This window comes from Mariniflexile maritimum, assembly GCF_009746565.1.
GTDB classification, from domain to species: Bacteria; Bacteroidota; Bacteroidia; order Flavobacteriales; family Flavobacteriaceae; genus Mariniflexile; species Mariniflexile maritimum.
In genome coordinates this window covers 182,066-209,025 of sequence record NZ_WRPN01000004.1, presented here as the reverse complement: position 1 = coordinate 209,025, position 26,960 = coordinate 182,066, and the positions used below count along the sequence as shown (strand labels likewise).

At 38.4% G+C, this 26,960-nt stretch carries 23 protein-coding genes; 10 read left to right on the top strand and 13 right to left on the bottom strand.

Features of this window, described 5'->3' with window-relative positions; all coding sequences use genetic code 11:
• Positions 1-170 precede the first annotated feature (170 nt).
• Complete coding sequence (locus tag GQO80_RS08005) at positions 171-2,207, bottom strand: dipeptidyl-peptidase 3 family protein (protein ID WP_157207825.1); 2,037 nt, start codon at positions 2,205-2,207, stop codon at positions 171-173.
• Positions 2,208-2,470: 263 nt separating this feature from the next.
• On the opposite strand from GQO80_RS08005, the gene GQO80_RS08000 reads away from it, so the two are divergent.
• A complete protein-coding gene (locus GQO80_RS08000) occupies positions 2,471-3,505 on the top strand; it encodes an SRPBCC family protein (protein ID WP_157207824.1) in 1,035 nt (344 codons plus the stop codon).
• Positions 3,506-3,871 (top strand): fluoride efflux transporter CrcB, encoded by a 366-nt coding sequence (gene crcB, locus GQO80_RS07995; RefSeq protein ID WP_157207823.1) that lies wholly within the window; start codon positions 3,506-3,508, stop codon positions 3,869-3,871.
• 34 nt (positions 3,872-3,905) lie between these two features.
• On the opposite strand, the gene GQO80_RS07990 is transcribed toward crcB, so the two are convergent.
• Positions 3,906-4,511, bottom strand: coding sequence for a DUF1684 domain-containing protein (locus tag GQO80_RS07990; RefSeq protein WP_157207822.1), 606 nt, complete (start codon positions 4,509-4,511; stop codon positions 3,906-3,908).
• A gap of 34 nt (positions 4,512-4,545) precedes the next feature.
• Entirely contained in the window at positions 4,546-4,989 is a 444-nt protein-coding gene (locus GQO80_RS07985; protein ID WP_157207821.1) for an Lrp/AsnC family transcriptional regulator, read from the bottom strand.
• Positions 4,990-5,109: 120 nt separating this feature from the next.
• On the opposite strand from GQO80_RS07985, the gene GQO80_RS07980 reads away from it, so the two are divergent.
• Entirely contained in the window at positions 5,110-5,508 is a 399-nt protein-coding gene (locus GQO80_RS07980; RefSeq protein WP_317163229.1) for a hypothetical protein, read from the top strand.
• A 196-nt stretch (positions 5,509-5,704) separates the two neighbouring features.
• On the opposite strand, the gene GQO80_RS07975 is transcribed toward GQO80_RS07980, so the two are convergent.
• From GQO80_RS07975 to GQO80_RS07965, 3 genes are all read right to left on the bottom strand, one after another.
• Positions 5,705-6,304: a Crp/Fnr family transcriptional regulator gene (locus GQO80_RS07975; RefSeq protein ID WP_157207820.1), complete on the bottom strand. Its 600-nt coding sequence runs from the start codon at positions 6,302-6,304 to the stop codon at positions 5,705-5,707.
• A gap of 117 nt (positions 6,305-6,421) precedes the next feature.
• The gene (locus GQO80_RS07970) at positions 6,422-6,562 is read right to left on the bottom strand and encodes a hypothetical protein (RefSeq protein ID WP_157207819.1); all 141 of its coding nucleotides are present in this window, start codon (positions 6,560-6,562) and stop codon (positions 6,422-6,424) included.
• Between the two features lie 273 nt (positions 6,563-6,835).
• Positions 6,836-10,342 (bottom strand): methylmalonyl-CoA mutase family protein, encoded by a 3,507-nt coding sequence (locus GQO80_RS07965; RefSeq protein WP_157207818.1) that lies wholly within the window; start codon positions 10,340-10,342, stop codon positions 6,836-6,838.
• 145 nt (positions 10,343-10,487) lie between these two features.
• Between GQO80_RS07965 and purU the strand changes: the two genes are divergently transcribed.
• The 4 genes from purU to GQO80_RS07945 all read left to right on the top strand — a co-directional run bounded on the left by purU (position 10,488) and on the right by GQO80_RS07945 (position 12,626).
• Entirely contained in the window at positions 10,488-11,342 is an 855-nt protein-coding gene (purU, locus tag GQO80_RS07960) for a formyltetrahydrofolate deformylase (protein ID WP_157207817.1), read from the top strand.
• Between the two features lie 40 nt (positions 11,343-11,382).
• Positions 11,383-12,090, top strand: a complete 708-nt coding sequence (locus GQO80_RS07955; protein ID WP_157207816.1) for a DUF4197 domain-containing protein — start codon at positions 11,383-11,385, stop codon at positions 12,088-12,090.
• Positions 12,091-12,201: 111 nt separating this feature from the next.
• Positions 12,202-12,390 (top strand): Lacal_2735 family protein, encoded by a 189-nt coding sequence (locus tag GQO80_RS07950; protein WP_157207815.1) that lies wholly within the window; start codon positions 12,202-12,204, stop codon positions 12,388-12,390.
• Between the two features lie 86 nt (positions 12,391-12,476).
• Complete coding sequence (locus tag GQO80_RS07945) at positions 12,477-12,626, top strand: hypothetical protein (protein WP_157207814.1); 150 nt, start codon at positions 12,477-12,479, stop codon at positions 12,624-12,626.
• On the opposite strand, the gene pyrF is transcribed toward GQO80_RS07945, so the two are convergent.
• Positions 12,616-13,434 (bottom strand): orotidine-5'-phosphate decarboxylase, encoded by an 819-nt coding sequence (gene pyrF / locus GQO80_RS07940; protein WP_157207813.1) that lies wholly within the window; start codon positions 13,432-13,434, stop codon positions 12,616-12,618. The genes GQO80_RS07945 and pyrF overlap by 11 nt on opposite strands.
• Before the next feature lie 261 nt (positions 13,435-13,695).
• Positions 13,696-14,772 (bottom strand): peptide chain release factor 1, encoded by a 1,077-nt coding sequence (gene prfA, locus GQO80_RS07935; protein WP_157207812.1) that lies wholly within the window; start codon positions 14,770-14,772, stop codon positions 13,696-13,698.
• Positions 14,773-15,076: 304 nt separating this feature from the next.
• Between prfA and GQO80_RS07930 the strand changes: the two genes are divergently transcribed.
• Both GQO80_RS07930 and GQO80_RS07925 read left to right on the top strand, forming a co-directional pair.
• Positions 15,077-16,573, top strand: a complete 1,497-nt coding sequence (locus GQO80_RS07930; protein ID WP_157207811.1) for a hypothetical protein — start codon at positions 15,077-15,079, stop codon at positions 16,571-16,573.
• Entirely contained in the window at positions 16,551-16,979 is a 429-nt protein-coding gene (locus GQO80_RS07925) for a hypothetical protein (RefSeq protein ID WP_198037737.1), read from the top strand. Before GQO80_RS07930 ends, GQO80_RS07925 begins: the two co-directional genes overlap by 23 nt.
• Before the next feature lie 221 nt (positions 16,980-17,200).
• On the opposite strand, the gene GQO80_RS07920 is transcribed toward GQO80_RS07925, so the two are convergent.
• From GQO80_RS07920 to GQO80_RS07905, 4 genes are all read right to left on the bottom strand, one after another.
• Entirely contained in the window at positions 17,201-19,753 is a 2,553-nt protein-coding gene (locus tag GQO80_RS07920; RefSeq protein ID WP_157207809.1) for an adenosylcobalamin-dependent ribonucleoside-diphosphate reductase, read from the bottom strand.
• A gap of 186 nt (positions 19,754-19,939) precedes the next feature.
• Positions 19,940-20,899 (bottom strand): DUF3078 domain-containing protein, encoded by a 960-nt coding sequence (locus tag GQO80_RS07915; protein WP_157207808.1) that lies wholly within the window; start codon positions 20,897-20,899, stop codon positions 19,940-19,942.
• Positions 20,900-20,970: 71 nt separating this feature from the next.
• Positions 20,971-22,149 (bottom strand): AIR synthase related protein, encoded by a 1,179-nt coding sequence (locus tag GQO80_RS07910; RefSeq protein ID WP_157207807.1) that lies wholly within the window; start codon positions 22,147-22,149, stop codon positions 20,971-20,973.
• A gap of 110 nt (positions 22,150-22,259) precedes the next feature.
• Complete coding sequence (locus GQO80_RS07905) at positions 22,260-24,446, bottom strand: glutamine synthetase III family protein (protein ID WP_157207806.1); 2,187 nt, start codon at positions 24,444-24,446, stop codon at positions 22,260-22,262.
• A 263-nt stretch (positions 24,447-24,709) separates the two neighbouring features.
• Here GQO80_RS07905 and GQO80_RS07900 point away from each other — a divergent pair, with 263 nt between their 5' ends.
• On the top strand, positions 24,710-25,732 hold the full coding sequence (locus tag GQO80_RS07900) for a glutamine synthetase beta-grasp domain-containing protein (protein WP_157207805.1): 1,023 nt from the start codon (positions 24,710-24,712) through the stop codon (positions 25,730-25,732).
• Positions 25,733-25,935: 203 nt separating this feature from the next.
• On the opposite strand, the gene GQO80_RS07895 is transcribed toward GQO80_RS07900, so the two are convergent.
• The gene (locus tag GQO80_RS07895; RefSeq protein WP_157207804.1) at positions 25,936-26,880 is read right to left on the bottom strand and encodes a calcium/sodium antiporter; all 945 of its coding nucleotides are present in this window, start codon (positions 26,878-26,880) and stop codon (positions 25,936-25,938) included.
• Positions 26,881-26,960 lie beyond the last annotated feature (80 nt).

Sequence of the window (26,960 nt, the reverse complement as noted above, 5' to 3'; positions counted from 1 at the left end):
ATTGCATCTAATTAACAACTAGCTAAAAATCCAACAAAATGAAAATCCTGATCATCATTAGTATTCTTATTGTTATCAATCTTATTTTATTGACTTTTAGTGTAAACAAAAAAACAGAACCTTAATAAAAGATTCTGTTTTGGTAAAATTATTTGTCTTTATTTTTTGAATTAGTTAACTTCTAGCAAGAAATTGTATTTTTTGCCATAGTCTAGCATTTGGCCCGCAAAGGTTTCTGGCTGTATTACGTTCACTTCAATTATGTCGCCAGCGTCGTTGGTCTTGGCCTCTAAAACAGGGTTTACAAACCCAGAATACGGTGCCGAGGTAAATTGTTTGTTACGCTCCAAAACTTCCGCATGTAATTTCTGGTCAACTTTTACCCCATAGCCTTCAACCAAGGCTTGCACCGCTTTGTAATCGCCTTCAGATTTGATGCGCTGTGTTTCGCGCAATAATTCCCCAAACAGCGTGCGCAATTTAGCATAGTCGTTTATGTTGTAGTAGGTTTTTCCGTTGCGGGTTATTTTTTCAATCACATTGTCTGCTTTGCCTTTTTCAAAAACCCAAGCCGAAACCCATTGCCTGTTGCGCATGTGTGCTTCTTCCACTTCGTCGCCCAAATTTAAACGGATGAGTTGGGTTAAAAGACCGTTTCTAATATAGGCGTTATAAGCCGCTTTTCCGGTTTTTTCCCAATCGTCAACCAATCCAAGTTCTTTAAGTTTTGGGTCGTATAAATAATAAAGCGCTACCAAATCGGCACGCCCTTCTTCCAAAGTAGAAGCATAATTTTTCAGCGTTTCCTTGGTTTCGCCCACACCCGGATTCAGTTGCCCAGAGGCATGCCCAATTACTTCATGCAGGGCGGTATGCAATTTATCGGCGGTTTGCCCGTAGGCTTCATCAAGCTCAAGTTCTTCTGGGTCGTTAACAAACTCCTTCAATCTGTCCGCGCTCCCCGCATTATTATAAGCCTCAACAATGTTTCCCAAAGACACCGATTTGCTTCCTACAGCGGCACGAATCCAGTTGGCATTTGGTAAATTTACACCTATGGGCGTACTGGGTGATGCATCGCCTGCTTCACCTGCCACATTTACCGTTTTATAAGAAACGCCTACCACATTTTTCTTTTTATGGGCATCCATTAATGGGGAATGGTCCTCAAACCACTGGGCATTATCAGAAACCACGGCCATTTTTTTCGACATTTCAAAATCCTTGATCTGAACAATGGTTTCGTAGGAACCACGGTAGCCCAAGGGGTCGTTATACACTTCAATAAAACTGTTTATATAATCGATATTCCCTTCGGTAGCGGCTGTCCATGCCACGTTATAGTCGTCCCAGGTTTGTAAATCGCCGGTTTTGTAATAGGAAATAAGCAAGCCTAAAGCATTGGCTTGTGCTTCGTTTTCGGCAACGCCCTTGGCCAATTCCAACCATTTAATAACTTCATCGATAGCGGCACCGTACAAACCGCCCGATTTATACACGCGTTCCTTTAACTTGCCGTTTTCTTTTACCAATTGGGAATTCAACCCAAACGATAATGGTTTATTCGGGTCGGGCGATTTCATGGAGGCATAAAAGGTTTCCACATCCTTATTGGTAACGCCTTCACCATAAAAGTTAACGGCTGAAAGTGCCACATTATCAACGCCTTTTGCTTGGTTCACTTTTTTGGAATCGACATCGTTAAAAATAACATCAAACGCTTCGCCTTCCAAAACGGTATTGGTTTCGGCCAACAATTGTTTTAAATAATCGGCTGAAAAATCGGGTTTAATTTTATCGTTCGAGTAATGGTGATGAATACCGTTGCTAAACCAAACGCGCTTTAGGTAGGTTTCAAAGGCAGCCCAATTGCTGGTGGTTTTATCGCCTTTAAAATTTGTATAGACCTGTTCTAAAGCTTTCCTAATTTTAAGGTTGTGCTTATAATTTTGGTCCCAAATAATGTCGCGACCCGACAAACCTGCTTGGGTTAAATAGTACACCAGTTTTTTTTCCTTTAGCGTTAAATTGTCCCATCCCGGAATTTGGTAACGCAATATTTTAACGTCGGCAAACTGCTCAACGTTGTAGTTAAAAGGTGCTTCTTCAACCTTTACATCATCTTGCTTGGTATTGGATTTATCATTTCCGCAGGAAAACAATAAAAATCCTAACAGCATCATACTCAGTACTTTTTTTAAATTCATTTGATAATATTTATTTTCTTTACAAAAAAAGAAAGATTAATTATAGGAAATTGTTGATTTTAGGCAATTCAGCCTTTTTGATTATTGAATATTTAATTTTTAGAGTACAAATGTAATAATTTCTTAACAAGAATTATAATTTGATTATCTTTGATTTATGTTAATTTTAATGCAACCTAAAAAAGTAACAGATAGTGTGTTTTTTTAAACGCAAACAACTGAACATCAAAACCTTACAACATACACACCAATTAAACCAACGCATGAAAGCCTTTAAATATATTTTCTTTTTATTATTGATAGCCTTGATAGGAATTTCCATATATATCGCCGTACAACCCAATACGCTTGAAGTTAGCCGAACACGAACCGTAAAAGCCCCCGTTGCCGTTGTTTATGATAATATTATCGATTTTAAAAATTGGGAAGCATGGTCGTCGTGGATTGCAGATAAGCCAAACATGAAAACAACTTTCGCGCACCAAACCAAGGGTGTTGGCGGTTCATACGCTTGGGAAGACCAAGATGGTATTGGCACCATAAAAACCGTAGAGACCATTCCCAACGCCTTAATAAGCCAAAAAATGCAAATTGCAGGTTTTCCGGCATCGGAAATTAACTGGATCTTTAAACCAAACAGCAACGGAACGACCCAGGTTTCGTGGACCATTTCAGCAAAAGACCTTCCTTTTAGTTTTAAGGCCTATACCATTTTTAAAGGCAATATGGAAAAACAGATAGCCGCCTATTTTGAGCGCAGCGTTAAAAAACTGGAAAGCCATCTGATTGCAGAAATGAAAAAATACAGCATTACCATAAACGGTGAAACCAACCGCAGCGGAGGCTATTATTTATACACTACCGCATCAAGTAAAATAAGTGAGCTACAAAACAAAATACAGGAAATGCTTCCCAAATTGATGGCTTATGCCGAAAAAAATAACATTGCCCCCGCCGGTGCACCATTTGTAAATTATATAAAATGGGATGATGAAAACAATGCCGCCATATTTTCGTGCTGCATTCCTACCACAGAACGCATTATTACGGTTGAGGGCGACGAGGTACTTACCGGCGAATTTGAAAGTTTTAAGGCCATAAAAACCACTGTTAAAGGCAATTACAGCCATTTAACCGAAGCTTGGAACAAGACCAGAAAATACATCCCTGAAAACGGTTTTGAAGTTGTTGAAAATGGCCCCATGCTTGAAACCTATTTAAACAAACCAGAAAACACCCCAAATCCAGCCGATTTAATTACGGAAATTTACATGGCTGTTAAAGATACCCTCCATTAAATGAAAAACCTATTGCTCGTATTTATTGGCGGCGGTTTTGGAAGCACCCTACGCTATATTATTGGGAAATATCTAAACGATGCCGAAAATGGAATACCTTATGGCACTTTTGCTGCCAATGTTTTAGGGAGCTTGCTCATCGGACTTATTTTAGGGCTTGCCATGAAAAACAATGCCATTTCGCAAAACCAGTTATTGCTTTTGGCAACGGGCTTTTGCGGCGGGTTTACAACCTTTTCAACCTTTGCCTACGAAAACCACCTGTTTTTGAAATCGGGCGATTTTACAAGTTTTGCCATTTACACCATTGCCAGTTTTGTGCTGGGTTTTTTAGCGGTTTTTTTAGGGCTATTTTTGGCAAAGTAGATGCTTGCAGAAAATTATGGCTATTTTAAAAAATCTAATGCTTTTCAAAAACCTTCACCCCTGCTTCCACCCTGGTTTCTAAATAATTTTCCCTTGGCACGATGGGACAGGAATACTTTTCGTTGTAGGCACAATACGGGTTGTAGGCTTTATTGAAATCGATTTCCATAGTAGTATCTTTAGGAATTCTGGCATCCATGTAGCGGCCGCCACCATACGTTTCCACACCGTTGGTTTCATCAGAAAATGGCAGAAACAAATAATCTTCATAACCTTCACGCGTTAATAACTCTTGGTTTTGGTAAATGCCTAAGGTGTAGGTTTTTCCTTTTAATTGAAAAGTAACTTCGCCATATTTTATATATTCCGGCAATCTATCGGTTGTGGTTTTCATCTTGAATGAAGCTTCGTTTGGCAGTCGCTTAAAGCTAGCCTTCACCACATAGGCCGCATCGAATTTAAAAAAATCAAGTCCGTCAAAGTTCTTTCTGTCTTTATCCTTTAAGGGCGATGTGGTCGCATCTTTAAATTCGGCGTTTAGCTCACGCTGAAACTCAGTTTCGCCTTTAATTTCTTTTTTTTGTTGGGCACAACTTACTAAACAGATTATAAAAATGGTTAAAAAAATTAGTGGCTTCATTTAATTTTTAATTTTAATTAGTCGTGTTAGATAGTTACCGAACTGGCTTCACCTCTTTGTAACGCGTTACGTGCGACAACACGATTTGGGTTTTTGTTTCGCCATAAACAATTAGCTGGTCTATAAAGGTTTCCAAGTGTTTTTGGTTTTTTAGAAGCACTTCCATTACAATGTTTTCATTTCCTGTAATCCGATAACAATTTAACACCTCATCGTAGGTTTTTACTTTTTCCAAAAATGGTTTTAACTTGCCAATAAAGGCGTGTAACGTGATGATTGCTTTTAGTTGATAGCCCATATCCAATGGCGATACTACCGTTTTATAGCCCAATATGATGCCCGCATCCTCCATACGTTTGATGCGTTCGGAAACGGCCGGTGAGCTAATGCCTACCTGCCTGCCAATTTCAGCATTTGATTGTCGCGCGTTTTCCTGCAAACACTTCAAAATCTTCCAGTTAAGGGTGTCTAAATTCATTTTAAAGGAATTTAACTATAAAACATTAATATTTAAAGTAAATATACAATTTTACTTTAAAATAAAAAGCGGTTTGTAAATAGTTGTGAGTAATTTTGATACAATTGCTAAGAAAATAATATGATGTTGCCCAATACCCCATCAAATCTATCGGAATTACCTATTTATAAAAAGGCTGTCGAGATTTTTACCCTATCCCAAAGCATTTCAAAGTATCTTAATCACGATTTGTGCATGCTTAGAAATGATGGCACCGAGGATACCAACATTTATTTTTCGGGTGATATTGTGCAACAATCGGTATCGTTGGTACCCGAAATTGTAAATGCCCAGTTAGAAAGCTGTACCGACAGAAAGTACAAACACATTGCTTCATTGAAGCGCCTTACCAACTTGCTTTACAAAAATTCGTACCGCTTGGAACATTCCAATAGCAACGGGAAAGATTTTTTGCCCATTTTACGCAGCGAGCTAAAAAAATTTAAACAGCTTCAGCGCAATTGGTTGCTAACTTTATAAAAAACAAAAACACACATTAATCCATGTGTGTTTTAATAGCAATGTAAACCACCACAAATAGTACTCTTTTTGTTGAGAATAAGCAATTAACATAACGTTTCATACTGTAAAGCATAAAACCTAGGCTAAAATAGGCTGAAAGAAAATAAATCAACTATAAAACTTACCTGAGAATTGACATACGTCAATTTTGATATTAATTTTCACCAAAAATAGGTGTTTCCAGCCGCGACAAGGTTTCAGGACGCATGTTAAGCAAAGATGCCAAGTATTTTTTTGGCAATCGCTTGATTATTTCTGGATTATAATTTTGCAAAAAGTGCCCATACCTCCCTTTGGCTGTGGGAATACGGACCAAATAAGCACGACATTCTGCATGAAGGTAGTATTGTTGCATTAAAATTCGGTACAAACATTCCATTTCCTTAAAGTTTCCTAAAGCGACATCCAAATCGTGGTAACTGATGCTTTCTGTGCAGGTATCTTCCAAACATTCAATATTTTCAAGTGCGGGCGTTTTTTTGAAGAACCCCGATATGGAGGTTGCCATTTCATTATCCACGCTTACCCAGGTTGTAATTTCAGAGTTTTCATAATAAAAAAACCCTCGTACCAAACCTTTCCTAATAATGTGGAGCCGGTCGCAAACCTCGCCATTCTTTACAATAAAATCGCCCTTTTTATAATAGGACGTTTTTAATGAATTTGATAAAAAATTATTGAGCGATTTAGATAAGGGATGAATGGCATTTAATAAAACGATACTGAATAAATGATTGTATTTAGTGGCAGGCATGAATAAAAATGTTTTAACCAAATATAAAGAATAATAGCAAAAAACAGATGGCCAGCATTTGATTTAGGCTATAAAAAATCCTTTATTTTTTTATTGTTGTTGTTTAACGTAAAGAAATTAATCGAAATAACCGCTGGAATTAAAATTAACGATGGAGGCTTCAATTTCATAATATCGCTCAGATTTTATAATATTTATCAACCAATCTAAATGATTGTTCGACTGCCTTTTAAACTGATAGTTAAGTGTTGTGTTCATAGGTTTATGTTTTAATTATTTGGGCATAATTTGTTAAATAAAGAACTTTAACATGGTAAAATTACTGCCGAAAACGTTTGCCGAAAAATTTTATAAAAAATATTAGTTCAAGGGTTTACATACAACCATGAGGTGTTTTATTTTGCAAAAAAAAGCGATGAAATAACTTCTTAACAGAGCTATTTCATCGCTTTTTTATTTTAATCTTGCCTTTACCTTCATTCAGAATAAGCCATTCATACAGCCATTGCTAAACCAAAAGGGAGCAGATGTTTACATATTTCTACGGTACTGACCGCCCACTTCAAACAACGCCTTGGTAATTTGCCCTAGTGAGCACACCTTGCAAACTTCCATTAAAGCTTCAAAAATATTTTCGTTATTTATGGCTTTTTGTTGAAGTTCTTTTAAAAGCGACGAGGTATCATGTGCCTTATGAAGGTTTTTTAAGGTGTTGATTTGATCTTGTTTTTCCTGCTTGGTAGCCCGAATAACTTCTGCAGGCAACACCGTTGGCGACCCTTTGCTGCTTAAAAAGGTGTTTACGCCAATTATGGGAAACGCTCCATTATGCTTCAAGGTCTCATAATACAGGCTTTCTTCTTGAATCTTACTGCGTTGGTACATGGTTTCCATAGCGCCCAACACGCCCCCACGTTCTGAAATCCTATCAAATTCCAAAAGAACCGCCTCTTCAACCAAATCGGTAAGCTCTTCTATAATAAAGGAACCTTGCAAAGGGTTTTCATTTTTTGCCAATCCTAGTTCTTTGTTGATAATAAGTTGAATGGCCATGGCGCGTCGCACCGATTCTTCGGTTGGCGTAGTTATTGCTTCGTCGTAAGCGTTGGTATGCAATGAATTACAATTATCGTAAATGGCATAAAGGGCTTGCAGTGTGGTACGAATGTCATTAAAATCAATTTCTTGGGCATGCAAGCTTCTGCCAGAAGTTTGAATATGATATTTTAGCATTTGTGCCCGTTCATTGGCTCCATATTTATATTTCATGGCCTTGGCCCAAATTTTTCGTGCCACACGGCCTATAACGGCATATTCGGGGTCGATACCATTGGAAAAGAAGAACGATAAATTGGGACCGAACTGGTTTATGTCCATGCCACGGCTTAAATAATATTCCACGTAAGTGAACCCATTTGATAGGGTAAGCGCTAATTGTGTAATGGGATTGGCACCCGCTTCGGCTATATGATAACCTGAAATAGATACCGAATAGAAGTTGCGCACATTATTTTCAATAAAATATGCTTGCACATCGCCCATTAAACGCAAAGCGAACTCGGTAGAAAAAATACAGGTATTTTGCGCTTGGTCTTCCTTTAAAATATCTGCTTGCACCGTGCCGCGAACTTGGGCTATGGTCTGCTTTTTGATTTTTCCATAAACCTCCTTGGGCAGTACTTGATCGCCCGTAACACCCAAAAGCATCAGTCCTAAACCATTGTTTCCCGCGGGCAGTTTGCCATGGTATTTAGGGCGCTCCTTACCATTGTATAGTTTTGCAATTTTAGTTTCGATTGCTTCTTCTAACCCATTTTCCTTTATATAAATTTCGCACTGTTGGTCGATGGCCACATTCAAAAAATAGGCCAAAAGCATAGGTGCAGGCCCGTTGATGGTCATACTAACCGAGGTCATTTCGCTAGCCAGATCAAACCCGGAATAGAGTTTTTTGGCATCGTCCAAACAACAAATGGAAACACCTGCATTTCCTATTTTACCGTAAATATCGGGTCGAACATCTGGGTCGTTTCCGTACAAAGTCACACTATCAAAAGCAGTTGATAACCGTTTTGCCGGCAAACCCGCACTTACATAATGAAAGCGTTTATTGGTGCGTTCCGGACTTCCTTCGCCAGCAAACATGCGTGCTGGGTCTTCACCCGTTCTTTTAAAAGGATACAGGCCAGAAGTGTATGGAAATTCTCCCAGCACATTTTCCTGCAACAACCAGTGCAAAATATCGCCCCAAGCTTGATACTTGGGCAACGCCACTTTGGGTATCTGTAAATGCGACAGCGATTTTGTATGTGTTTCAATGTTAAGTTCTTTATCACGAACCTTAAAACTGTATGTAGGGTTTTTATAGGTAGCCACTTTATGCTGCCAATCCATCAACACCTCCCAATTGTTGGGGTTTAGGTTGCGTTTTACACGGTCGAATTCTTTAAATAGCAACGAAAGCAGTTGTTTGCTTTCTGCATTGGTTTGCTTCAGTATCTCTTCTTGCTGTAAACCCGACTTATCGATGAATGATGGTTTTGTTTTGCTTGCAATAAGGTTTAGAATGGACTGTATGGTTTTATAAATACCGTACAACTCTTGGGCAACTTCAACCTGATGCTTTACGGTTTTGTTATACTGACGATTATTTTCGGAAATTTCAGATAAATAGCGGGTTCTTGACGGTGGAATGATAAAAATCTTATCGCTCGACTCATTGGCAACAGAGTAGTTGGACTGAAGGTTTGCCGAAGTTTTTTCAACCAGAGCATCCATGGCAGCCTTATAAAGCCTGTTCATTCCGGGGTCGTTAAACTGGGAAGCAATTGTTCCAAAAACAGGCAAATTTTCTTGAGGTGTGTCCCATAAATTATGGTTGCGCATGTACTGCTTTTTCACATCGCGCAAGGCATCTAACGCACCACGTTTATCGAATTTATTAATGGCAACCAAATCGGCAAAATCGAGCATATCAATTTTTTCAAGTTGGGTTGCGGCACCAAATTCTGGAGTCATAACATATAATGAAACATCACTGTGCTCAACAATTTCGGTATCGCTTTGCCCAATGCCCGAGGTTTCCAAAATAATCAAATCGAATTCGGCAGCCTTTAAAACCTGAATAGCTTCATGGACATATTTAGATAGTGCCAAATTAGACTGTCGCGTTGCCAAACTACGCATATAAACACGGCTGTTGTTAATGGCATTCATACGGATACGATCGCCTAAAAGTGCGCCGCCCGTTTTACGTTTTGATGGATCGATGGAAATAATACCCACGGTTTTCTCAGGAAAATCCATTAAAAAGCGGCGTACCAACTCATCAACCAAACTCGATTTGCCCGCACCACCAGTTCCTGTAATGCCTAAAACAGCCCCACCTAGCCTTCCCGAAAGGGAGGAACTCGCATCTTGCTGGGGAAAGATGGTTTGAAACACTTTATGGTTATTCTCTGCAAGTGAAATTAATCTTGCAATGGTATTAACATCCTTGTTTTTTAAGTTTTCGAGTACTTTTTTTGAACCTAAACCTAGCAACCAAGAAGCATCTGCATTATGATTGATACTAAGAGTTAGCTCCCCTTCTTTGGAGGAGTTGGGAGATGCTTGCTCTACCAAATCGTTAATCATTCCTTGAAGTCCCATTTCCCTGCCGTCATCGGGCGAATAAATACGCGCAATACCATACGCCATCAATTCCTTTATTTCCGAAGGCAAGATAACACCGCCGCCGCCGCCAAATATTTTGATATGATTTGCCCCTTTTTCATTTAACAAATCGTACATGTACTTGAAGTATTCCATGTGTCCACCTTGGTAGGAAGTTACACAAATAGCATTCACATCCTCCTGAATAGCCGTATTTACGACCTCCTCAACGCTTCTATCGTGCCCCAAATGAATTACTTCCACGCCCGTAGCTTGAATGATTCGGCGCATGATATTTATGGATGCATCGTGCCCATCAAATAGTGCTGCGGCGGTTACAATGCGAACGTTGTGCTTGGGTTTATAAGGTGCAATCTGCATCATTCTAAAATAAATTAATTATATCTGGTTCAAATTTACGAAATATTCAAAAAAACAATGTATTTATAAACGATTATCTAAAATTATAACCACAGTAACAGCGTATCTAATTTTTAGGTTAATTTTGGATATAAATCCTTTTTATAACATGCATAAAATTACCATTTTAATTCATTGTAAAGACCGCCCAAACATTATTGCAACCGTTACCAATTTTATTGCCGAAAAAGATGGCAATATTGTATATATCGATCAGCATGTTGATAGAGAACAAAACATCTTTTTTATGCGTTTGGAAAGCGAATTTGCCAAAAAATCGTTTTCAGCAGATACTTTTAGAGATGCCTTCAAAAACACCTTAGGTGATGCTTTTAATATGAAATGGCGTATTTATTCTTCGGAAAGGAAACCGAAAATGGCATTGTTCATTTCAAAATACGACCATTGCTTGTATGATTTGTTGGGGCGCTATAATTCTGGTGAACTTAACTTGGAAATCCCTTTTATTATTAGCAATCATTTAGATTTAAAACCCATTGCCGATAACTTTAAAATTCCGTTCTACCACGTTCCGGTTACAAACGACACAAAAGAAAAGGCAGAACAACAACAACTGGAACTGCTAGAAGCCCATAAAATAGATTTTATTGTACTGGCCAGGTATATGCAAATTGTTTCAGACAGATTAATTAGCAAATACCCCAATAAAATCATCAATATCCACCATTCTTTTTTACCCGCTTTTGTGGGTGCCAAACCCTACCACTCCGCTTTTAAACGCGGGGTAAAAATTATAGGTGCTACCAGTCATTATGTTACGGAAGAATTGGATGCTGGCCCCATAATAGACCAAGGAGTGGCACGCGTATCGCATACCCATTCTATTGAAGATTTAATAGCTAAAGGGCGTGATCTGGAAAAAATAGTGTTGGCAAATGCCGTAAAACTACACGCCACCAGAAAAGTAATGGTTTACAACAATAAAACCGTTATCTTTTCATAATTGCCTATATTTGTTTTAATTGAACCCCAAAACAAACACCATGGCACGTACCTTTTTAGCATTTCTATTATTTTTTAGCCTTACAGCTTGTGCCGAATTGCAGCAAGTTGTTAACCAATTACCACAAGGTGGCGGCGTACTTAACAATACCGATATAGCGGCAGGTTTAAGGCAAGCGCTCGATTTTGGCATCGCGAAACAAGTTTCAAAGCTTACCCAAACCGATGGTTTTTATAAAAACAACCTGGTAAAGATAGTACTACCCGCAGAATTACAAAAAGTGGATAAAGGCCTGAGGGATATTGGCTTGGGCAAATTGGCCGATGATGGCATTAAAGCACTTAACAGAGCCGCTGAAGATGCCGTAAAAGAAGCAACGCCCATATTTATTGACGCTGTTAAAGGCATAACCTTTGCCGATGCCAAAACCATTTTATTGGGAAACGACGATGCAGCCACCCAATATTTGAACAACAAAACGCAAACGGCATTATACGCTAAATTTAACCCCGTTATAAAAAACTCCTTTGGAAAAGTTGGTGCAGACACCATTTGGAAAAACCTCATAACCAAATATAACGCCATTCCTTTTACTTCGGATGTAAACCCCGATCTAACCGACTACGTTACCACCGAAGCCTTAAAAGGCGTTTACACCATGATTGCGGTTGAAGAAAAAGAAATTCGTAACAATTTAGCTTCCAGAACAACCGATTTATTGAAAAAAGTGTTTGCGCTTCAAGATTAAATGTTGCCATGAAACCACTCTTTTTTTTTTCAATGTTAAAAAAAAATTAAATGTTTTTGATATTTCTGAATAAAAAATGTATATTTAATTACTTGTTATTCAGTTAAGTATATGAATCCAAATGATAGCATAAAAAATAGGCAAAAAACCCTCAATCAGCGTTATAAGGAATTGATGGAACAGGCTTACAATTTCCGTCAAACCGATGCGGAGTTAAGCGACCTTTCAGAATTTAGGGCCATGAAACTTCTAAACAAACTCAATACGCTACGGTATTTTTCAAAGTACCCCGTAAAATAATAGTTTACCCACTTATTTATCAATTCTTTAACGTTTGTTTTACATCTAAAATGGGAAAATTCACGTACTTTGTATAAAAACAAGCTATGAGTCCACATTTTTGTAAAGTAGGTAAAATAAAGCCAAATTTTAACAAGCTAATCAGCCTTAAAGAGATAGAAAAACGAATTTCAAACTTTGTTGAGGATATGACAAAAGTTGATTTTCAAGACCAAAAGAACGGCGCTACCATTTAGCTAATATAGCTTGCATTTCCCGCTGAAGTTCTTCGGCTTTTTGTGCAGCTACCATGGCAAAATCCGCACTATTGGAAGCATAAATGATGCCTCGCGATGAGTTTATAAGCAGTCCCACTTGATGGTTCATTCCGTATTTGCAAACGTCTTGTAAATTTCCGCCTTGTGCACCAACGCCCGGAACCAACAAAAAGCTATTGGGTATTATCGTTCTAATTTCCGCCAAATATTCCGCTTTGGTGGCGCCCACCACATACATTAAGTTTTCGGCATGTTTCCATGTTTTTGAGGTTTCCAAGACCTGTTTGTATAACTCTTTGCCATCGACCGTTTTTGTTTGAAAATCGAATGCCCCTTCATTGGAAGTTAATGCCAATAAAATGGTGTGCTTATTTTCAAACGCTAAAAAAGGCTCTACGGAATCTTTACCCATGTATGGCGCAACGGTAACCGAATCGAACGCCATATCCTGAAAAAAAGCTTTGGCGTACATGGTACTGGTATTGCCAATATCGCCGCGTTTGGCATCGGCAATGGTAAAAATTTCAGGATGGGTTTCATTAAGGTAACGAATCGTTTTTTCCAACGCTTTCCACCCTTTCAAACCATAGGCTTCGTAAAAAGCGGTGTTGGGCTTATAGGCAACACACAAATGATGGGTGGCATCAATAATGGCCTTGTTGAACGCAAAAATGGGGTCTTCTTCCTTTAAAAGATGCGGTGGCACTTTTTCCAGATCAACATCCAATCCAATACATAGAAAGGATTGTTTTTTATGGATTTGGGATATTAGTTGGTCTTGGGTCATAGGTTTTTAGTGTTAGTTTCCATGCATCAAATACTAGTACTTGCTTTTAGAATATTTAATCATCGCATTTATCCTTTTCTGAAGCGTGTTCAACTTTTCATTTAATATTTTTTCATCTTCTTAACTAACATAAGAAAGCTATTTATAGATTACAAAATGAGTTTCTAGCTCGAATGTAATCCTTCCAAATATCTAATTCCCTAAAATCCCTCATTTATTACATTTTCTATTACCTAAAACCCAAAACCTATGACCCAAAACCTAAAGTACATCACTGTTCGCCTTTAACTTTTCGGTGTTTTCGGCCAATTGCAGTTCGTCGATAATGCGTTGGATGTCGCCATTAACGATATTCGACAAATCGTACAGTGTTAAACCAATTCTGTGGTCGGTTACACGCCCTTGCGGATAATTATAGGTTCTAATTTTGGCACTTCTATCGCCCGAGGATACCATCGAGCCCCGTTTTGCGGCATCTTCGGCATTTTTTTTGGCCAGCTCCATTTCGTATAGTCTGGAACGCAAAACCCGAAAGGCTTTCTCTTTATTTTTATGCTGCGATTTTTGGTCTTGGCATTGCGCCACCAAACCCGTAGGCAAATGCGTTAACCGCACTGCGGAATAGGTAGTATTTACCGATTGCCCACCGGGACCCGAGGAACAGAAAAAATCGATACGCACTTCTTTTGGGTTAATTTCTACGTCAAATTCCTCAGCTTCAGGAAACACCATTACGGTTGCTGCACTGGTATGTACACGCCCTTGGGTCTCCGTTTGCGGCACCCGTTGCACACGATGAACACCGGCTTCAAACTTTAAGGTACCATACACATCTTCGCCAGAAACTTCAAACTGGATTTCCTTAAATCCGCCGTTGGTGCCTTCGCTAAAATCGACCGTATCGACTTTCCAGCCTTTACTTTCGCAATATTTGGTGTACATTTTAAATAAATCGCCCGCAAAGATACTTGCTTCGTCACCACCGGTTCCGGCGCGTAATTCAACCACCGCGTTTTTAGTGTCTTCTGGGTCTTTTGGAATTAAAAGAAATTTAATTTCATCCTCAATTTTAGGAATGTTCCTTTTAGCCTCCTCATATTGCATTTTAGCCATATCGACCATTTCTGGGTCGCCACCTTCGGCAATAATTGCTTCCGCTTCGGCCAAATTATTGGTTGCCTCAATGTACTCGTCTCGTTTTCCCATGAGTACTTTTAGGTCTTTATATTCTTTATTTAATGCGATGTAACGTTTCTGGTCGGTCATGATATCCGGTTGGATGATTAAATCGCTCACCTCGTCAAAACGTTGCTTTACTATTTGTAATTTGTCTAACATTTACTTTTTTAAATTGTGGGTCAAAAATACGATAATTTATGGATTTTTTATTGTTGGTTGGTTAGTATTGGGAAGGATGTTGTGAAAATAGTAATTTTAAGATTTACTGTGAATAATTGCATAAATTTTAAAAGGCGATAGAAGTGCAAAAAACAACCTAATTTTTAAGCAATTGAAACTTGACTTTACGCGAAAAATAGTCGAACTTCGTTTAACATTAGATAAAAAATTTCATATCAAGACGTTGAGATTCATATAGGGCAGACTAACAAACATTTTATTAATTTTAAACAACGGTCACTTTATGAAAACAAAAAAACTAAAAAGCTATTTAAAATCAGTAATCATACTATCCTGCATACTTCTCATTACCTATAATTGTGAAAAAGACAACTACGAGGTTAATCCAGAAAATAGCGAACCTTTACAAATAGAGCATTTATTCAACCAAAGTGATTTTAGCAATTTAATCCCTTATGAATATACCGTCGATTTGGATAATCCAAAAAAACTATACTCAGACGAATTGAAATCCTCTTACTATGAGTTTTCAGTCAATTTCACTTCCACTTTCAATCCAAATCAATTAAACAAAGTACAGCAAAAAGGAGGTTATTATACCAAATACAAAGTCATGGCCACCGTTAATGATACTGGTGAGTCCAATTTTTATACTATAAAATTCTATCAAAACGTAGATACCACAAATGATAGCTTAATCAATTCAGAGGTTAGTTTTAGTAATTCAGAAAATTTTACTGGTATTGTCCATTTATTGGACAGAAACAAAAAGCTTGTTTTTTCAAAAAAACTCAACAAAGGTAATCTTATTGACATTATGCCTTTCAAGACAAAGAGAAGCTCCAACTCATCATTGGCCAGCAGGGAGGAACCAAACTGCGAAACCATTGCCATTCCAACCTATACAGATTGGTATAAAGTCTACACAATGGATCATACAACCTATATTGAATATACACATACACAGTTCACGGGTTATGTTTATGAGGAAGTTTGCATTTCAAATGGCGGTTCACTGCCTGAGGTAAACCCTTATGGGTATAATAACGAAGGCATCTACACTAAAAAAACCTCAGGCGGCGTTTATGAGGATGATGCCGATGTTATCTTGATCGAAAATGAAGTGGAGGATAAGATTGATGCGACTGGACTTACAGGAAAGGCAGATTGTGTGTACAATAAAATGGTGGATAGCAAAAATAATATTAATTGGATTCTTGAAAATTTTAAAGATGGAGACAGGCCATCACAGTTCAATCTAATATTTCAAATGTCTTCAACTCTCAGTGATTCAACAAATGCATCAACTGCTACACCTCTAAATAGTGGTATTCCAAACACCTTTATTATTAACATTAATTCTAACACAATTGGTGATAGGACAGCTTTAGGTTTAGCTCGTACAATTATTCACGAAGGAATTCATGCAAGATTATGGGAATTTGTTTATAGAAACGAAGGAAAAGTTTCAAAAGAGGACTTTCCTGGAATTTATGATTTCTTTAGGTACAAAAAGAATTGGGATCACCAACAAATGGCAGCATTTTATAGAGCTACAATCGCTGAAGGATTAAAACAATTTGACAATGCCAGACATTCTGATCAATTCTACAATGACATGGCTTGGGAAGGTTTAGCAAACATTCCTGATCATAATTCTACAAATGAACATGACCAAATATATACTGATGCTTGGAATAAATTATCCGCTGATGAACAAAATAGAATAATTCAAACAATAAATGACTACAAAGCAAATGGAAGCAAAACTTGTGATTAAAATAACGATTACTATTTTAATAATCTTTTTAACTAATGATATTATTTATGCTCAAAATAAATCTGATAAATATTTGTTTTTTAACAGTGCAAAAGATAGTTTAATTTTAAAAAACAAAATCAAATATTACAAAATATATGGTAATATGTTTGATACCAAAAGATTCAATCAAGTTGATACTATTTCTTCAAAGAAATATAAAAACATAAAATTCACAACAGTCCAAAATTTAAATAAAGAAGGAAATAATATTATTGATAAAATGATTGAAAAAGAAAGAAAAGAAAAAACAGGTAAAATAAGAATAATTGAATCGTATAATCAGATTTTCGAATACATATACATAATTGAAAAAATAACTGATTGTTCATATAAACGAACACGTGTTTGGTGGATAGATTATTAAAAATACAAACCACAACACGTTATATAAAAAATAGCAGTTAAGAGCTTAACCAAAAGTTTGGTTCTTTTCTGCTATCTTCATTCTCAAGACGAAAAATGGCATACACAAACACGCAAATTTCTTTATACATAAACGTTAAACGAACCAATAAACCAAAAAAAAAAAAAAAAGGAAGTCAATATAAAATCAACTTCCTTTCTTTACTGTATTTCAAAATCTCATTACCCACATTTAGAAGAGCCACAATCTTTACAGGTTAAGCAGCCTTCTTGGTATATTAAATTTTCAGATTTACAATTTTCACAGGTATGGCCTTTGGCTTGCGTGCCATCTTCCACATAGCGTTTTAGGGCGCGCACTACCCCGTTTTTCCACGTATTTATTGAGGCACTATCGAGTTGTAAACTGTTGATTAAATCGACAATTTTATCGATGGGCATGCCATGGCGCAAGGTACTTGATATAAGTTTGGCATAGTTCCAGAATTCTGGGTTAAATTTATGCGACAACCCTTCAATGGTGGTTTTGTAGCCCCGGATGTTTTGATATTGGAAATCGTAACGCGAAGTGCCATCTTCATTTCTGTTTTTGATGATCAAACCATCCTCAACCCAACGCGGTATTAAAATCCCATCTTCATCATCGGCCAAACCGGTAAATATTTCGTATGGCTTCCCATCGATCAACCCAATAAAAGCAATCCATTTTTCTTTGCTGTTTTGGAAACGTACCACATCGGCCTCCAAGGTTTGCGGACGCTTAGTTGGAAATGGGGTTAGTCCTTCTTGGGGCTTTTCCTCTTTTTCATCATTGGCAAGCAACACGCCCGAACGCGAACCGTCGCGATACACGGTAACACCTTTGCAGCCCACTTCCCAAGCTTTTAAGTACAGGGCTCCAACCAATTCTTCGGTGGCATCGTTGGGCAAGTTTATGGTAACGCTTATCGAGTGGTCCACCCATTTCTGAATAGCGCCTTGCATGCTCACTTTGCTCATCCAATCCACATCATTGGACGTGGCTTTATGGTAGGGCGATTTTTTTATTAATTTATCGATTTCCTTTTGTGTATAATTCACCGTCGTGTCGATGCCGTTTACCTCCATCCATTGTTTGAAACGGTGATGGAACACCACATATTCTTCCCATGAATCGCCTACTTCATCCACAAAATCCACGCGGGCTTCTTTATCGTTGGGGTTCACTTTTCTTCTTCGCTTGTAAACAGGCAAAAATACAGGTTCGATGCCCGAGGTGGTTTGCGTCATCAAACTGGTAGTGCCTGTTGGCGCGATGGTTAATAGGGCAATGTTCCTTCTACCGTATTCCAACATTTCATAATACAATTTGCTGTCGGCTTCCTTCAAACGTTGGATGAAAGGGTTGTTTTTTTCACGTTCGGCATCAAAAACCAAAAACGCGCCACGATCTTTCGCTAAATGTACCGAGCCCCGGTAGGCTTCAAGCGCGATGGTTTTGTGCACTTCCAGCGAAAACGCGTTGCCGGCTTCACTACCATATTTAATGCCCAAAGCGGCCAACATATCGCCTTCGGCAGTAATGCCAATTCCGGTACGCCTGCCCTCTTGTGCTTTTCGTTTTATATTGATCCATAAATTGCGCTCGGTGGCTTTAACCTCATCCAATTCGGGATCTTCGTCTATTTTAACGAGAATGTTATCTATTTTTTCCAGTTCCAAATCGATGATATCGTCCATCATGCGTTGGGCCGCTGCCACGTGCTTTTTGAATAAATTGAAATTGAAACTAGCTTCCTTGGTGAAAGGATGATCGACATACGAAAACAAATTGATGGCCAACAAACGACAGGAATCATAAGGGCACAACGGAATTTCGCCACACGGATTGGTCGATACGGTTTTATAACCTAAATCGGCATAACAATCGGGTACCGATTCATTAATAATGGTATCCCAGAACAGAATACCGGGTTCGGCCGATTTCCACGCATTGTAAACAATTTTTTTCCACAATGAATTGGCATCAATGGTTTTTGAAACTTTTGGATGGTCGCTAAAAATGGGATATTTTTGGGTATAATCGGTACCGTTTTTAACAGCTTTCATAAAACCATCATCAATCCTTACCGATACATTAGCGCCGGTTACCTTGCCTTGTTCCAATTTTGCATTGATGAAATCTTCCGAGTCGGGATGGTTGATAGAAACCGAAAGCATGAGTGCCCCACGGCGCCCATCTTGTGCTACTTCCCTGGTTGAATTGGAATAGCGCTCCATAAAAGGAACGATACCCGTAGAGGTTAACGCTGAATTTTTTACAGCCGAACCTTTGGGGCGAATGTGCGATAAATCGTGACCAACGCCACCACGACGTTTCATAAGTTGCACTTGCTCTTGGTCGATTTTCATGATGCCGCCATACGAATCGGAATCGCCTGCATTTCCAATAACGAAACAATTTGAAAGGGAAGCTATTTGATACGGGTTGCCAATACCGGCCATGGGGCTACCTTGCGGAACGATGTATTTAAAATCTTTGATAAGGTCGAAAATTTCATCTTCGGATAGCGGATTCGCATACTTTTTTTCAACCCTAGCCAATTCTTTTGCAATACGGCGGTGCATATCGTTTGGCGTTAGTTCATAAAGATTTCCTTGGGAGTCTTTAAGGGCATACTTGTTCAACCATACACGCGCCGCTAGATCGTCTTGGTTGAAATAGTTTAAGGAAGCCTTGAAAGCTTCGTCTTGCGAATAGGTTTTTGGTGGCGTTTTGGCAACTTCTGAATTCATTGTTATTTTAATTTGTGGTTATGTTAAATAAAGCACTAAAATAACAAAATTACTTTAACTTAATACATGATTAAAATCATAAAGTTTACAGAGGTTTTAACTTAAATAATTGATTATTAGTGTTTTAATTATTTATTAACATAAAAAAGTTAACAAATTTTTTAAAAACCAAAAACAAAACCTCATTTAAAAATCTACCGCAAAGCCAATGCCCAGGAACTGTTTCCATTGCACTTTGGCACCGGCTTCATCAACTTCGCCAGCGACCGCCGAGGGTTTGGATGTTTTAACATCATTGTCGTATCGTAAATGCGAGCCCAATGTGGCTTTAACGAAATGATTCACCTTAAAATCAAAATCGACCCTCCAATCAACATCCACATTACCAAACTTATTGATATAATCGGTATATAGACTTACTTGTTGTTTCATCTTTATATTGGTAGCCACATCCATTTCGTAGCCGTTGTTTATTAAGATTCCAACCTCTTTTTTAACACGTTCGCCCGCAACAATTACATTGCCATCGGCATCATAAACCGCAGGAGTTACACCAAATTTGCCGGCGTTCGCAAGCTCTTCATCCAAAACAAAGGTGGCTTTCAATGTTAGTGGCGAAAAGTAAAACGACAGTTTGTCTATATTTTTACCATACTCCATGCCGCCACCAAAAAACAGGTATCCCGGAGCCAAAAATCGGGAAATAGGTTCATCGGTATTGGGGTATTTATAACCGTTTGTTAATTGGGTCCGGAAATTAAGTTTTGCAGAATAGAACCAATTGGAGATGCTATCGGGCTTAAAACCAATATCGGAATTAATCTCCAATAAATCGTCTGTTTTTCTCAACTCCCTGGATTGCTGCTTATTAATACCGTACTTCAGCAGTCCGTTGTTACGCCATGTAAAATATTTATCGGTATAATTGGCTGACGATTCCATGCCCAAAAGACCTGAAATAGAGTTACTACCACCCGAATTCCAATTTGAAAAAGATACTTGGCTTAAATTAACCAATGCTTTGTTTTTTTGAGCCCAAACGGGGCCATCGTATTTTGGAGCTTTCGATTTTAAGAATAATGAATCGGGCTGTGCGTGGATAAACTGTAAAGATAAACATACAGTTATCAAAAAAACGTTCCTCATTTTTATATTTGATTGATTTAATAAACTATTCTAGTTATCAAAAACCGTTCCGTTTGAAAAAGAAAAATAGCTTAATAACTAAACTCCCCAAACTCACTTTTTATTGTTAGCCTTTTGGTATTTGACGCCTCTACACGTCCGATAATTTTAGCGTTTACATGGAATGATTTCGATATTTCAATAATAGCGTCGGCAATTTCGGGCGCAACATACAATTCCATGCGGTGGCCACAGTTGAACACTTGGTACATTTCTTTCCAGTCGGTTTTGCTTTGTTCCTGAATTAATTTGAACAAGGGTGGAATAGGAAACATATTATCTTTGATGATATGGAATTGATCTACAAAATGAAGGACCTTTGTTTGCGCTCCACCCGAGCAGTGCACCATTCCATGAATTTGATCGCTTTTATATTTTGAAAGTATTTTTTTGATGATGGGCGCATAGGTTCGCGTAGGCGACAAAACCAGTTTACCTGCATTTACCGGAGCATCTTGCACGGCATCGGTTAGTTTTACCCTTCCAGAATACACTAAATCCTGGGGTAATGCCGCATCGAAGCTTTCAGGATATTTTTCAGCCAAATAACTACTGAACACGTCATGGCGCGCCGAGGTGAGCCCGTTACTGCCCATGCCACCGTTATAGTCTTTTTCATAAGTTGCCTGACCGAAACTTTCCAAACCAACAATCACATCGCCAGCTTTAATATTCGCATTATCGATAACCTCGCTGCGCTTTATTCGCGCCATTACGGTAGAATCGACAATAATGGTTCGCACCAAATCGCCCACATCGGCCGTTTCACCACCCGTAGCATGTATGGTAATACCAAAATCTTTCAGTTCAGAAATCAAGTCTTCAGTACCTTTAATGATGGCTGCAATGACTTCACCGGGAATTCGATTTTTGTTCCTGCCAATTGTTGAGGAGAGCATGATATTATCGGTTATGCCAACACAAAGTAAGTCGTCAATATTCATAATCAACGCATCTTGGGCTATCCCCTTCCAAACCGAAATATCGCCGGTTTCTTTCCAGTACATGTAGGCAAGCGACGATTTTGTTCCCGCGCCATCGGCATGCATCACGAGGCAATAAGCATCATCATTGGTTAAATAATCGGGAACAATTTTGCAGAATGCCTTAGGGAACAATCCTTTATCGCTATTTTTTATGGCGTTGTGCACATCTTCTTTGGATGCCGAAACACCACGTTGCGCATAGCGTTTTGAAACTTCTTGACTCATAATGTTGTGTTGTGGTGCAAAGTTAGTTTTTTGAATTAAAAAACATGGCTTTTTTTGATTTACGATTTACGATTTTTAAAACTGCGACTGAAACTACGCGTACCAAGAATTTATCTTGTAAACAATAATTCCCTGTACTTGGTTAGTGGCCAAATCTCATCATCAACAAGCAGTTCCAATTTATCGCAATGCCTGCGAATATCATCAAACAAGGGCCTTACTTTATGGCAATAAGCAAGTGCTTTGGCCTCAAGGTCTTCTATGGCGTTTGCTTTTTTGCGCTCGTTGGTCATTTTAGTTACATTGGCATTGATATTTTCAATATGGCTGGAAATTTCTTCAATCAAGTTAATCTGTTCCTTTGAAACAGTTCTGAACTTTTCCTCAAAAATTTCCTTTAAACCTTTTACGTTCTCTATCAAAACGTTTTGGTATTTAACCGCTGTTGGCACAATATGGTTGCGTGCAATATCGCCCAACACCCGACCTTCAATTTGGATGTGCATGATGTAGGCTTCCATTTCAATTTCATAACGTGCTTGCGATTCAATTTTACTCATCACATTCATTTCCTCAAACAACGCTAAGGATTTCTTTGAAATTTTTGCCTTCAATGCCTCTGGAGTGGTTTTATTATTGCTCAATCCGCGCTTTTTTGCTTCATCTTCCCAAGCTTTTCCGTAACCATTGCCTTCAAACAAAATGGCTTTGGTAGATTTTATATACTCGCGCAGGACGTTAAAAACAGCCTCATCTTTTTTTAAGTCCTTTTTCTCTATTAATTGGTCAACTTCCTTTTTAAAATCTATTAGTTGTTTTGCAACAATGGTATTTAAAACCGTCATTGGGTTGCCACAATTGGCCATTGAGCCTACCGCCCTAAATTCAAATTTATTGCCCGTAAAGGCAAATGGTGATGTGCGGTTTCTATCGGTATTATCCAACAAAACATCTGGTATCTTACCAACAACGTTTAGTTTTAGTTCGGTTTTTTCTTCAGGTGATAATTTTCCTTTGGTAACGCCCTCAAGCTCTTCCAAAACCTTGGTTAATTGTTCGCCAATAAAAACCGAAATGATGGCAGGGGGCGCTTCGTTGGCACCCAAACGGTGGTCGTTGCTTGCCGATGCGATGGATGCCCGCAACAATTCCTCGTGTTCGTGTACCGCTTTTATGGTATTGATAAAAAAAGTAAGGAACTGCAAATTGCTCATTGGGGTTTTGCCGGGTGCCAGTAAATTAACGCCCGTATCGGTTGAAAGCGACCAGTTGTTGTGCTTGCCCGAGCCATTAATGCCCGCAAAAGGCTTTTCATGGAACAACACTTTAAAATTATGGCGTGAGGCTACCCTACCCATAATATCCATTAATAAGGAATTATGATCTACAGCCAAATTTGCTTCTTCAAAAATGGGCGCCAATTCAAATTGGTTTGGTGCCACTTCGTTATGGCGGGTTTTAACAGGGATGCCCAAAAGCATACATTCGGTTTCCAGTTCGCGCATAAAATTTAATGCCCTTGTTGGTATGGCGCCAAAATAATGGTCGTCAAGCTGCTGGCCTTTTGCCGAGGAGTGCCCTAATAAGGTTCTGCCCGTTAACGCAATATCGGGCCTGCTTGCCGCCAAAAGTTTATCGACTAAAAAATATTCTTGTTCCCAACCTAAAGATGAAGAAACCTTCTTAACGTTTTTATCAAAATATTTACAAACATCGGTAGCGGCATAGTCAACAGCGTTCAATGCACGAAGCAGGGGCGTTTTAAAATCCAGTGCCTCACCGGTATAAGCAATGAATATGGTAGGAATGCACAAAGTAGTTCCATAAATAAATGCAGGCGATGTGGGGTCCCAAGCAGTGTAGCCCCTGGCCTCAAATGTATTTCGGATGCCGCCACTTGGAAAGCTAGAGGCATCGGGCTCCTGCTGCACCAACTGTGAACCTCCAAACTTTTCAATGGCCATACCATTACCAATGGTTTCAAAAAAAGCATCGTGTTTTTCGGCGGTAATTCCCGTTAAGGGCTGAAACCAATGCGTGTAGTGCGTTACCCCTTTGGACAGGGCCCAATCCTTCATGGAAGAAGATACTTGATCGGCAATATTCCTATCAATTTTCTTCCCATATTGAATGGCATTCATTACGCCAACAAATGCATCTTTAGTTAAATATTGGCGCATGGTGTTTTCATTAAAAACATTTTTACCAAATAATTCTGAACGACGTTCATTTTCCTTTACCAAAACAGGCTTATTTGCTAAGGATTTTTTAATAGCATGAAATCGTAATGTGGACATATCCCTATTGATTTTAAAAATTAAAGCACAAAAGTAAGGATATATCGATTATAAATGAAACTATACGAGCAATTCATCATTAACAATATTTCGGTTTTTTTAAAAAATAATAATCATTTTTTAATTAATGCCCCCAAATAATAGGGGATAAATAAAAATATGTTGCGTTTTTATTTTAATACCCCTTGAATTATACAGGAAACAACAAAAAATATATATTTGTTGACATATTAGCAATTTTTCATTTCTTAATAAATAATATTATGGCAAAAATTAAATTAGAATACATTTGGTTAGACGGTTATTACCCAACCCAAAACATGAGGAGCAAAACAAAGGTTGAAGAACATGAAAACTTTAAAGGCACTCTTGAGGAAATAGGGAATTGGTCTTTTGACGGCTCTTCAACAAAGCAAGCTGAAGGAGGTTCTTCAGATTGTTTATTGGTGCCCGTGGCCATTTATCCAGATCCAGAGCGCGTTAATGGCTGGTTGGTAATGAATGAAGTTTACAATGCCGACGGAACGCCTCATGTATCTAATGGTAGGGCTACCATTGATGACGATAATGATGATTTCTGGTTTGGCTTTGAACAAGAATATTTTATAATGGATACTGCAACCCAGTTACCTTTAGGGTTTCCTGTGGGCGGTTACCCAAAACCACAAGGTATGTACTACTGCTCGGTGGGCGGTTTAAATACCCACGGAAGGGATTTGGTTGAAGAACATGCCGACTTGTGCATTAAAGCCGGATTGAACTTTGAAGGTATTAACCAAGAAGTTGCCTGTGGCCAATGGGAATTTCAATTATTTGCCAAAGGTGCCAAATTAGCAGGCGACGAATTATGGATTGCCAGATATTTATTGGATAGATTAACCGAAAAATATGGTTATTTTATTGAATACCACCCAAAACCATTAGGCAAGGATATGGATTGGAACGGTTCTGGTATGCATGCCAACTTCTCTAATTCTGTTTTAAGAACTTGTGGCTCCAAAGAAACCTACGAAAAAATATGCGAAGCATTCCGTCCGGTTGTTGAAGAGCACATTGAAGTGTATGGCGAGTTTAACGACCAACGCTTAACAGGAAAGCACGAAACAGCTTCGATTCACGATTTTAGCTATGGCGTTTCCGATAGAGGTGCTTCTATTCGTATCCCTTTAATTACCGTTAACAGAGGCTGGAAAGGTTGGTTGGAAGACAGACGACCTGCTTCAAACGGTGATCCGTACAAAATTGCGGCTAGAATTATCAAAACCGTTAAATCTGCAAAGATTTAATCATCTATTGATATCATTTACAGAAAAGGGTTCGCTTTACGGCGAGCCCTTTTTGCTTTTGTAGTACACAGTAAAATGTTTAAGGGCAGCATCAGCTTTTGCAGTTTATCTATTTAAAATTTTCAACGCGAATCTTTTAAGTTTAAAGCCTTGGCTATTTGATATTCTTTCTCGCTTCTTGGTTCTACTTCCTAAAAAAACAACTATTTATGTGTAAATAACAACATCACAAAAATGCCGTAGGCAAGCACCAAGCAGAAACCTTTAAAACGGTTAATTTCAAATTTCTTGCCAATAAACACTAAAGGTATCAATATAAAGGCAAACCCCAACATCCAAAAAATATCACGAGTTAGTATTAACGGTTCTGTAACCGGTATGGGCTTTATAATGGCCGTTAAGCCCAAAACCGAAGCAATATTGAAAATATTGGACCCAATTAGGTTGCCCAACGAAATGGCTTTTTCCTGTTTTGCAGCAGCAATTACCGATGCCGCCAATTCTGGAACGCTGGTGCCCACGGCTATTAACGAAACCCCAATTACAGCCTCACTAACCCCTATTGACAAGGCAATGTCTTTTGCGCCCGAAACCAACCATTCGCTACCAAAAAACAACGCCGCAGCACCAATGGCCAACCAAAGCAAAATTTTAAAATTTGATACGGTGGTCAACGTTTCATCAATGGCTTCTAAATCAATTTCTTGCTTCGTACTTTTAATCAATACTATAAGAAACAAATACAGGCCAATAAACAATATGGTTCCTTCAAAAGCAGAAAGAAAATTATCGTTCTTCATAAAATAATATAAAACAATAGAGTAAACCATCATAGCAGGCCAATTTAACTTATAAAAAGATTTATCAACCGCTATATTATTTACCATGGCCGTAATACCCAGAACCAAACCAATATTAGCGATATTGGACCCCACAACATTATTTATTGCAATAGCGGGCGAACCTGATATTGCAGCCTGCAAACTAACCAGCAACTCGGGCACCGAGGTAGCGAATGAAACTACCGTCATACCAATAACCATTTTGGAAATGTTAAACTTGAAAGAGAGTGCCACCGACGACCTAACCAAAAATTCGCCGCCAACAACCAATAAGGTTAGCCCTAATATAACCCAAATTATGCTCATAGTTTTTTTTGCGAAGATAAATGAAAGTTAAAAGTTAGCGATTAGAATTTAAGGGTTTTTATTTTAGATAAAGCTGTTGG

What these genes read in the sequence shown, in the direction of transcription:
- GQO80_RS08005 (WP_157207825.1), bottom strand. Translation starts at nt 2,207, where the DNA reads ATGAATTTAAAAAAAGTACTGAGTATGATGCTGTTAGGATTTTTATTG.
- GQO80_RS08000 (WP_157207824.1), top strand. Translation starts at nt 2,471, where the DNA reads ATGAAAGCCTTTAAATATATTTTCTTTTTATTATTGATAGCCTTGATA.
- crcB (WP_157207823.1), top strand. Translation starts at nt 3,506, where the DNA reads ATGAAAAACCTATTGCTCGTATTTATTGGCGGCGGTTTTGGAAGCACC.
- GQO80_RS07990 (WP_157207822.1), bottom strand. Translation starts at nt 4,511, where the DNA reads ATGAAGCCACTAATTTTTTTAACCATTTTTATAATCTGTTTAGTAAGT.
- GQO80_RS07985 (WP_157207821.1), bottom strand. Translation starts at nt 4,989, where the DNA reads ATGAATTTAGACACCCTTAACTGGAAGATTTTGAAGTGTTTGCAGGAA.
- GQO80_RS07980 (WP_317163229.1), top strand. Translation starts at nt 5,110, where the DNA reads ATGATGTTGCCCAATACCCCATCAAATCTATCGGAATTACCTATTTAT.
- GQO80_RS07975 (WP_157207820.1), bottom strand. Translation starts at nt 6,304, where the DNA reads ATGCCTGCCACTAAATACAATCATTTATTCAGTATCGTTTTATTAAAT.
- GQO80_RS07970 (WP_157207819.1), bottom strand. Translation starts at nt 6,562, where the DNA reads ATGAACACAACACTTAACTATCAGTTTAAAAGGCAGTCGAACAATCAT.
- GQO80_RS07965 (WP_157207818.1), bottom strand. Translation starts at nt 10,342, where the DNA reads ATGATGCAGATTGCACCTTATAAACCCAAGCACAACGTTCGCATTGTA.
- purU (WP_157207817.1), top strand. Translation starts at nt 10,488, where the DNA reads ATGCATAAAATTACCATTTTAATTCATTGTAAAGACCGCCCAAACATT.
- GQO80_RS07955 (WP_157207816.1), top strand. Translation starts at nt 11,383, where the DNA reads ATGGCACGTACCTTTTTAGCATTTCTATTATTTTTTAGCCTTACAGCT.
- GQO80_RS07950 (WP_157207815.1), top strand. Translation starts at nt 12,202, where the DNA reads ATGAATCCAAATGATAGCATAAAAAATAGGCAAAAAACCCTCAATCAG.
- GQO80_RS07945 (WP_157207814.1), top strand. Translation starts at nt 12,477, where the DNA reads ATGAGTCCACATTTTTGTAAAGTAGGTAAAATAAAGCCAAATTTTAAC.
- pyrF (WP_157207813.1), bottom strand. Translation starts at nt 13,434, where the DNA reads ATGACCCAAGACCAACTAATATCCCAAATCCATAAAAAACAATCCTTT.
- prfA (WP_157207812.1), bottom strand. Translation starts at nt 14,772, where the DNA reads ATGTTAGACAAATTACAAATAGTAAAGCAACGTTTTGACGAGGTGAGC.
- GQO80_RS07930 (WP_157207811.1), top strand. Translation starts at nt 15,077, where the DNA reads ATGAAAACAAAAAAACTAAAAAGCTATTTAAAATCAGTAATCATACTA.
- GQO80_RS07925 (WP_198037737.1), top strand. Translation starts at nt 16,551, where the DNA reads ATGGAAGCAAAACTTGTGATTAAAATAACGATTACTATTTTAATAATC.
- GQO80_RS07920 (WP_157207809.1), bottom strand. Translation starts at nt 19,753, where the DNA reads ATGAATTCAGAAGTTGCCAAAACGCCACCAAAAACCTATTCGCAAGAC.
- GQO80_RS07915 (WP_157207808.1), bottom strand. Translation starts at nt 20,899, where the DNA reads ATGAGGAACGTTTTTTTGATAACTGTATGTTTATCTTTACAGTTTATC.
- GQO80_RS07910 (WP_157207807.1), bottom strand. Translation starts at nt 22,149, where the DNA reads ATGAGTCAAGAAGTTTCAAAACGCTATGCGCAACGTGGTGTTTCGGCA.
- GQO80_RS07905 (WP_157207806.1), bottom strand. Translation starts at nt 24,446, where the DNA reads ATGTCCACATTACGATTTCATGCTATTAAAAAATCCTTAGCAAATAAG.
- GQO80_RS07900 (WP_157207805.1), top strand. Translation starts at nt 24,710, where the DNA reads ATGGCAAAAATTAAATTAGAATACATTTGGTTAGACGGTTATTACCCA.
- GQO80_RS07895 (WP_157207804.1), bottom strand. Translation starts at nt 26,880, where the DNA reads ATGAGCATAATTTGGGTTATATTAGGGCTAACCTTATTGGTTGTTGGC.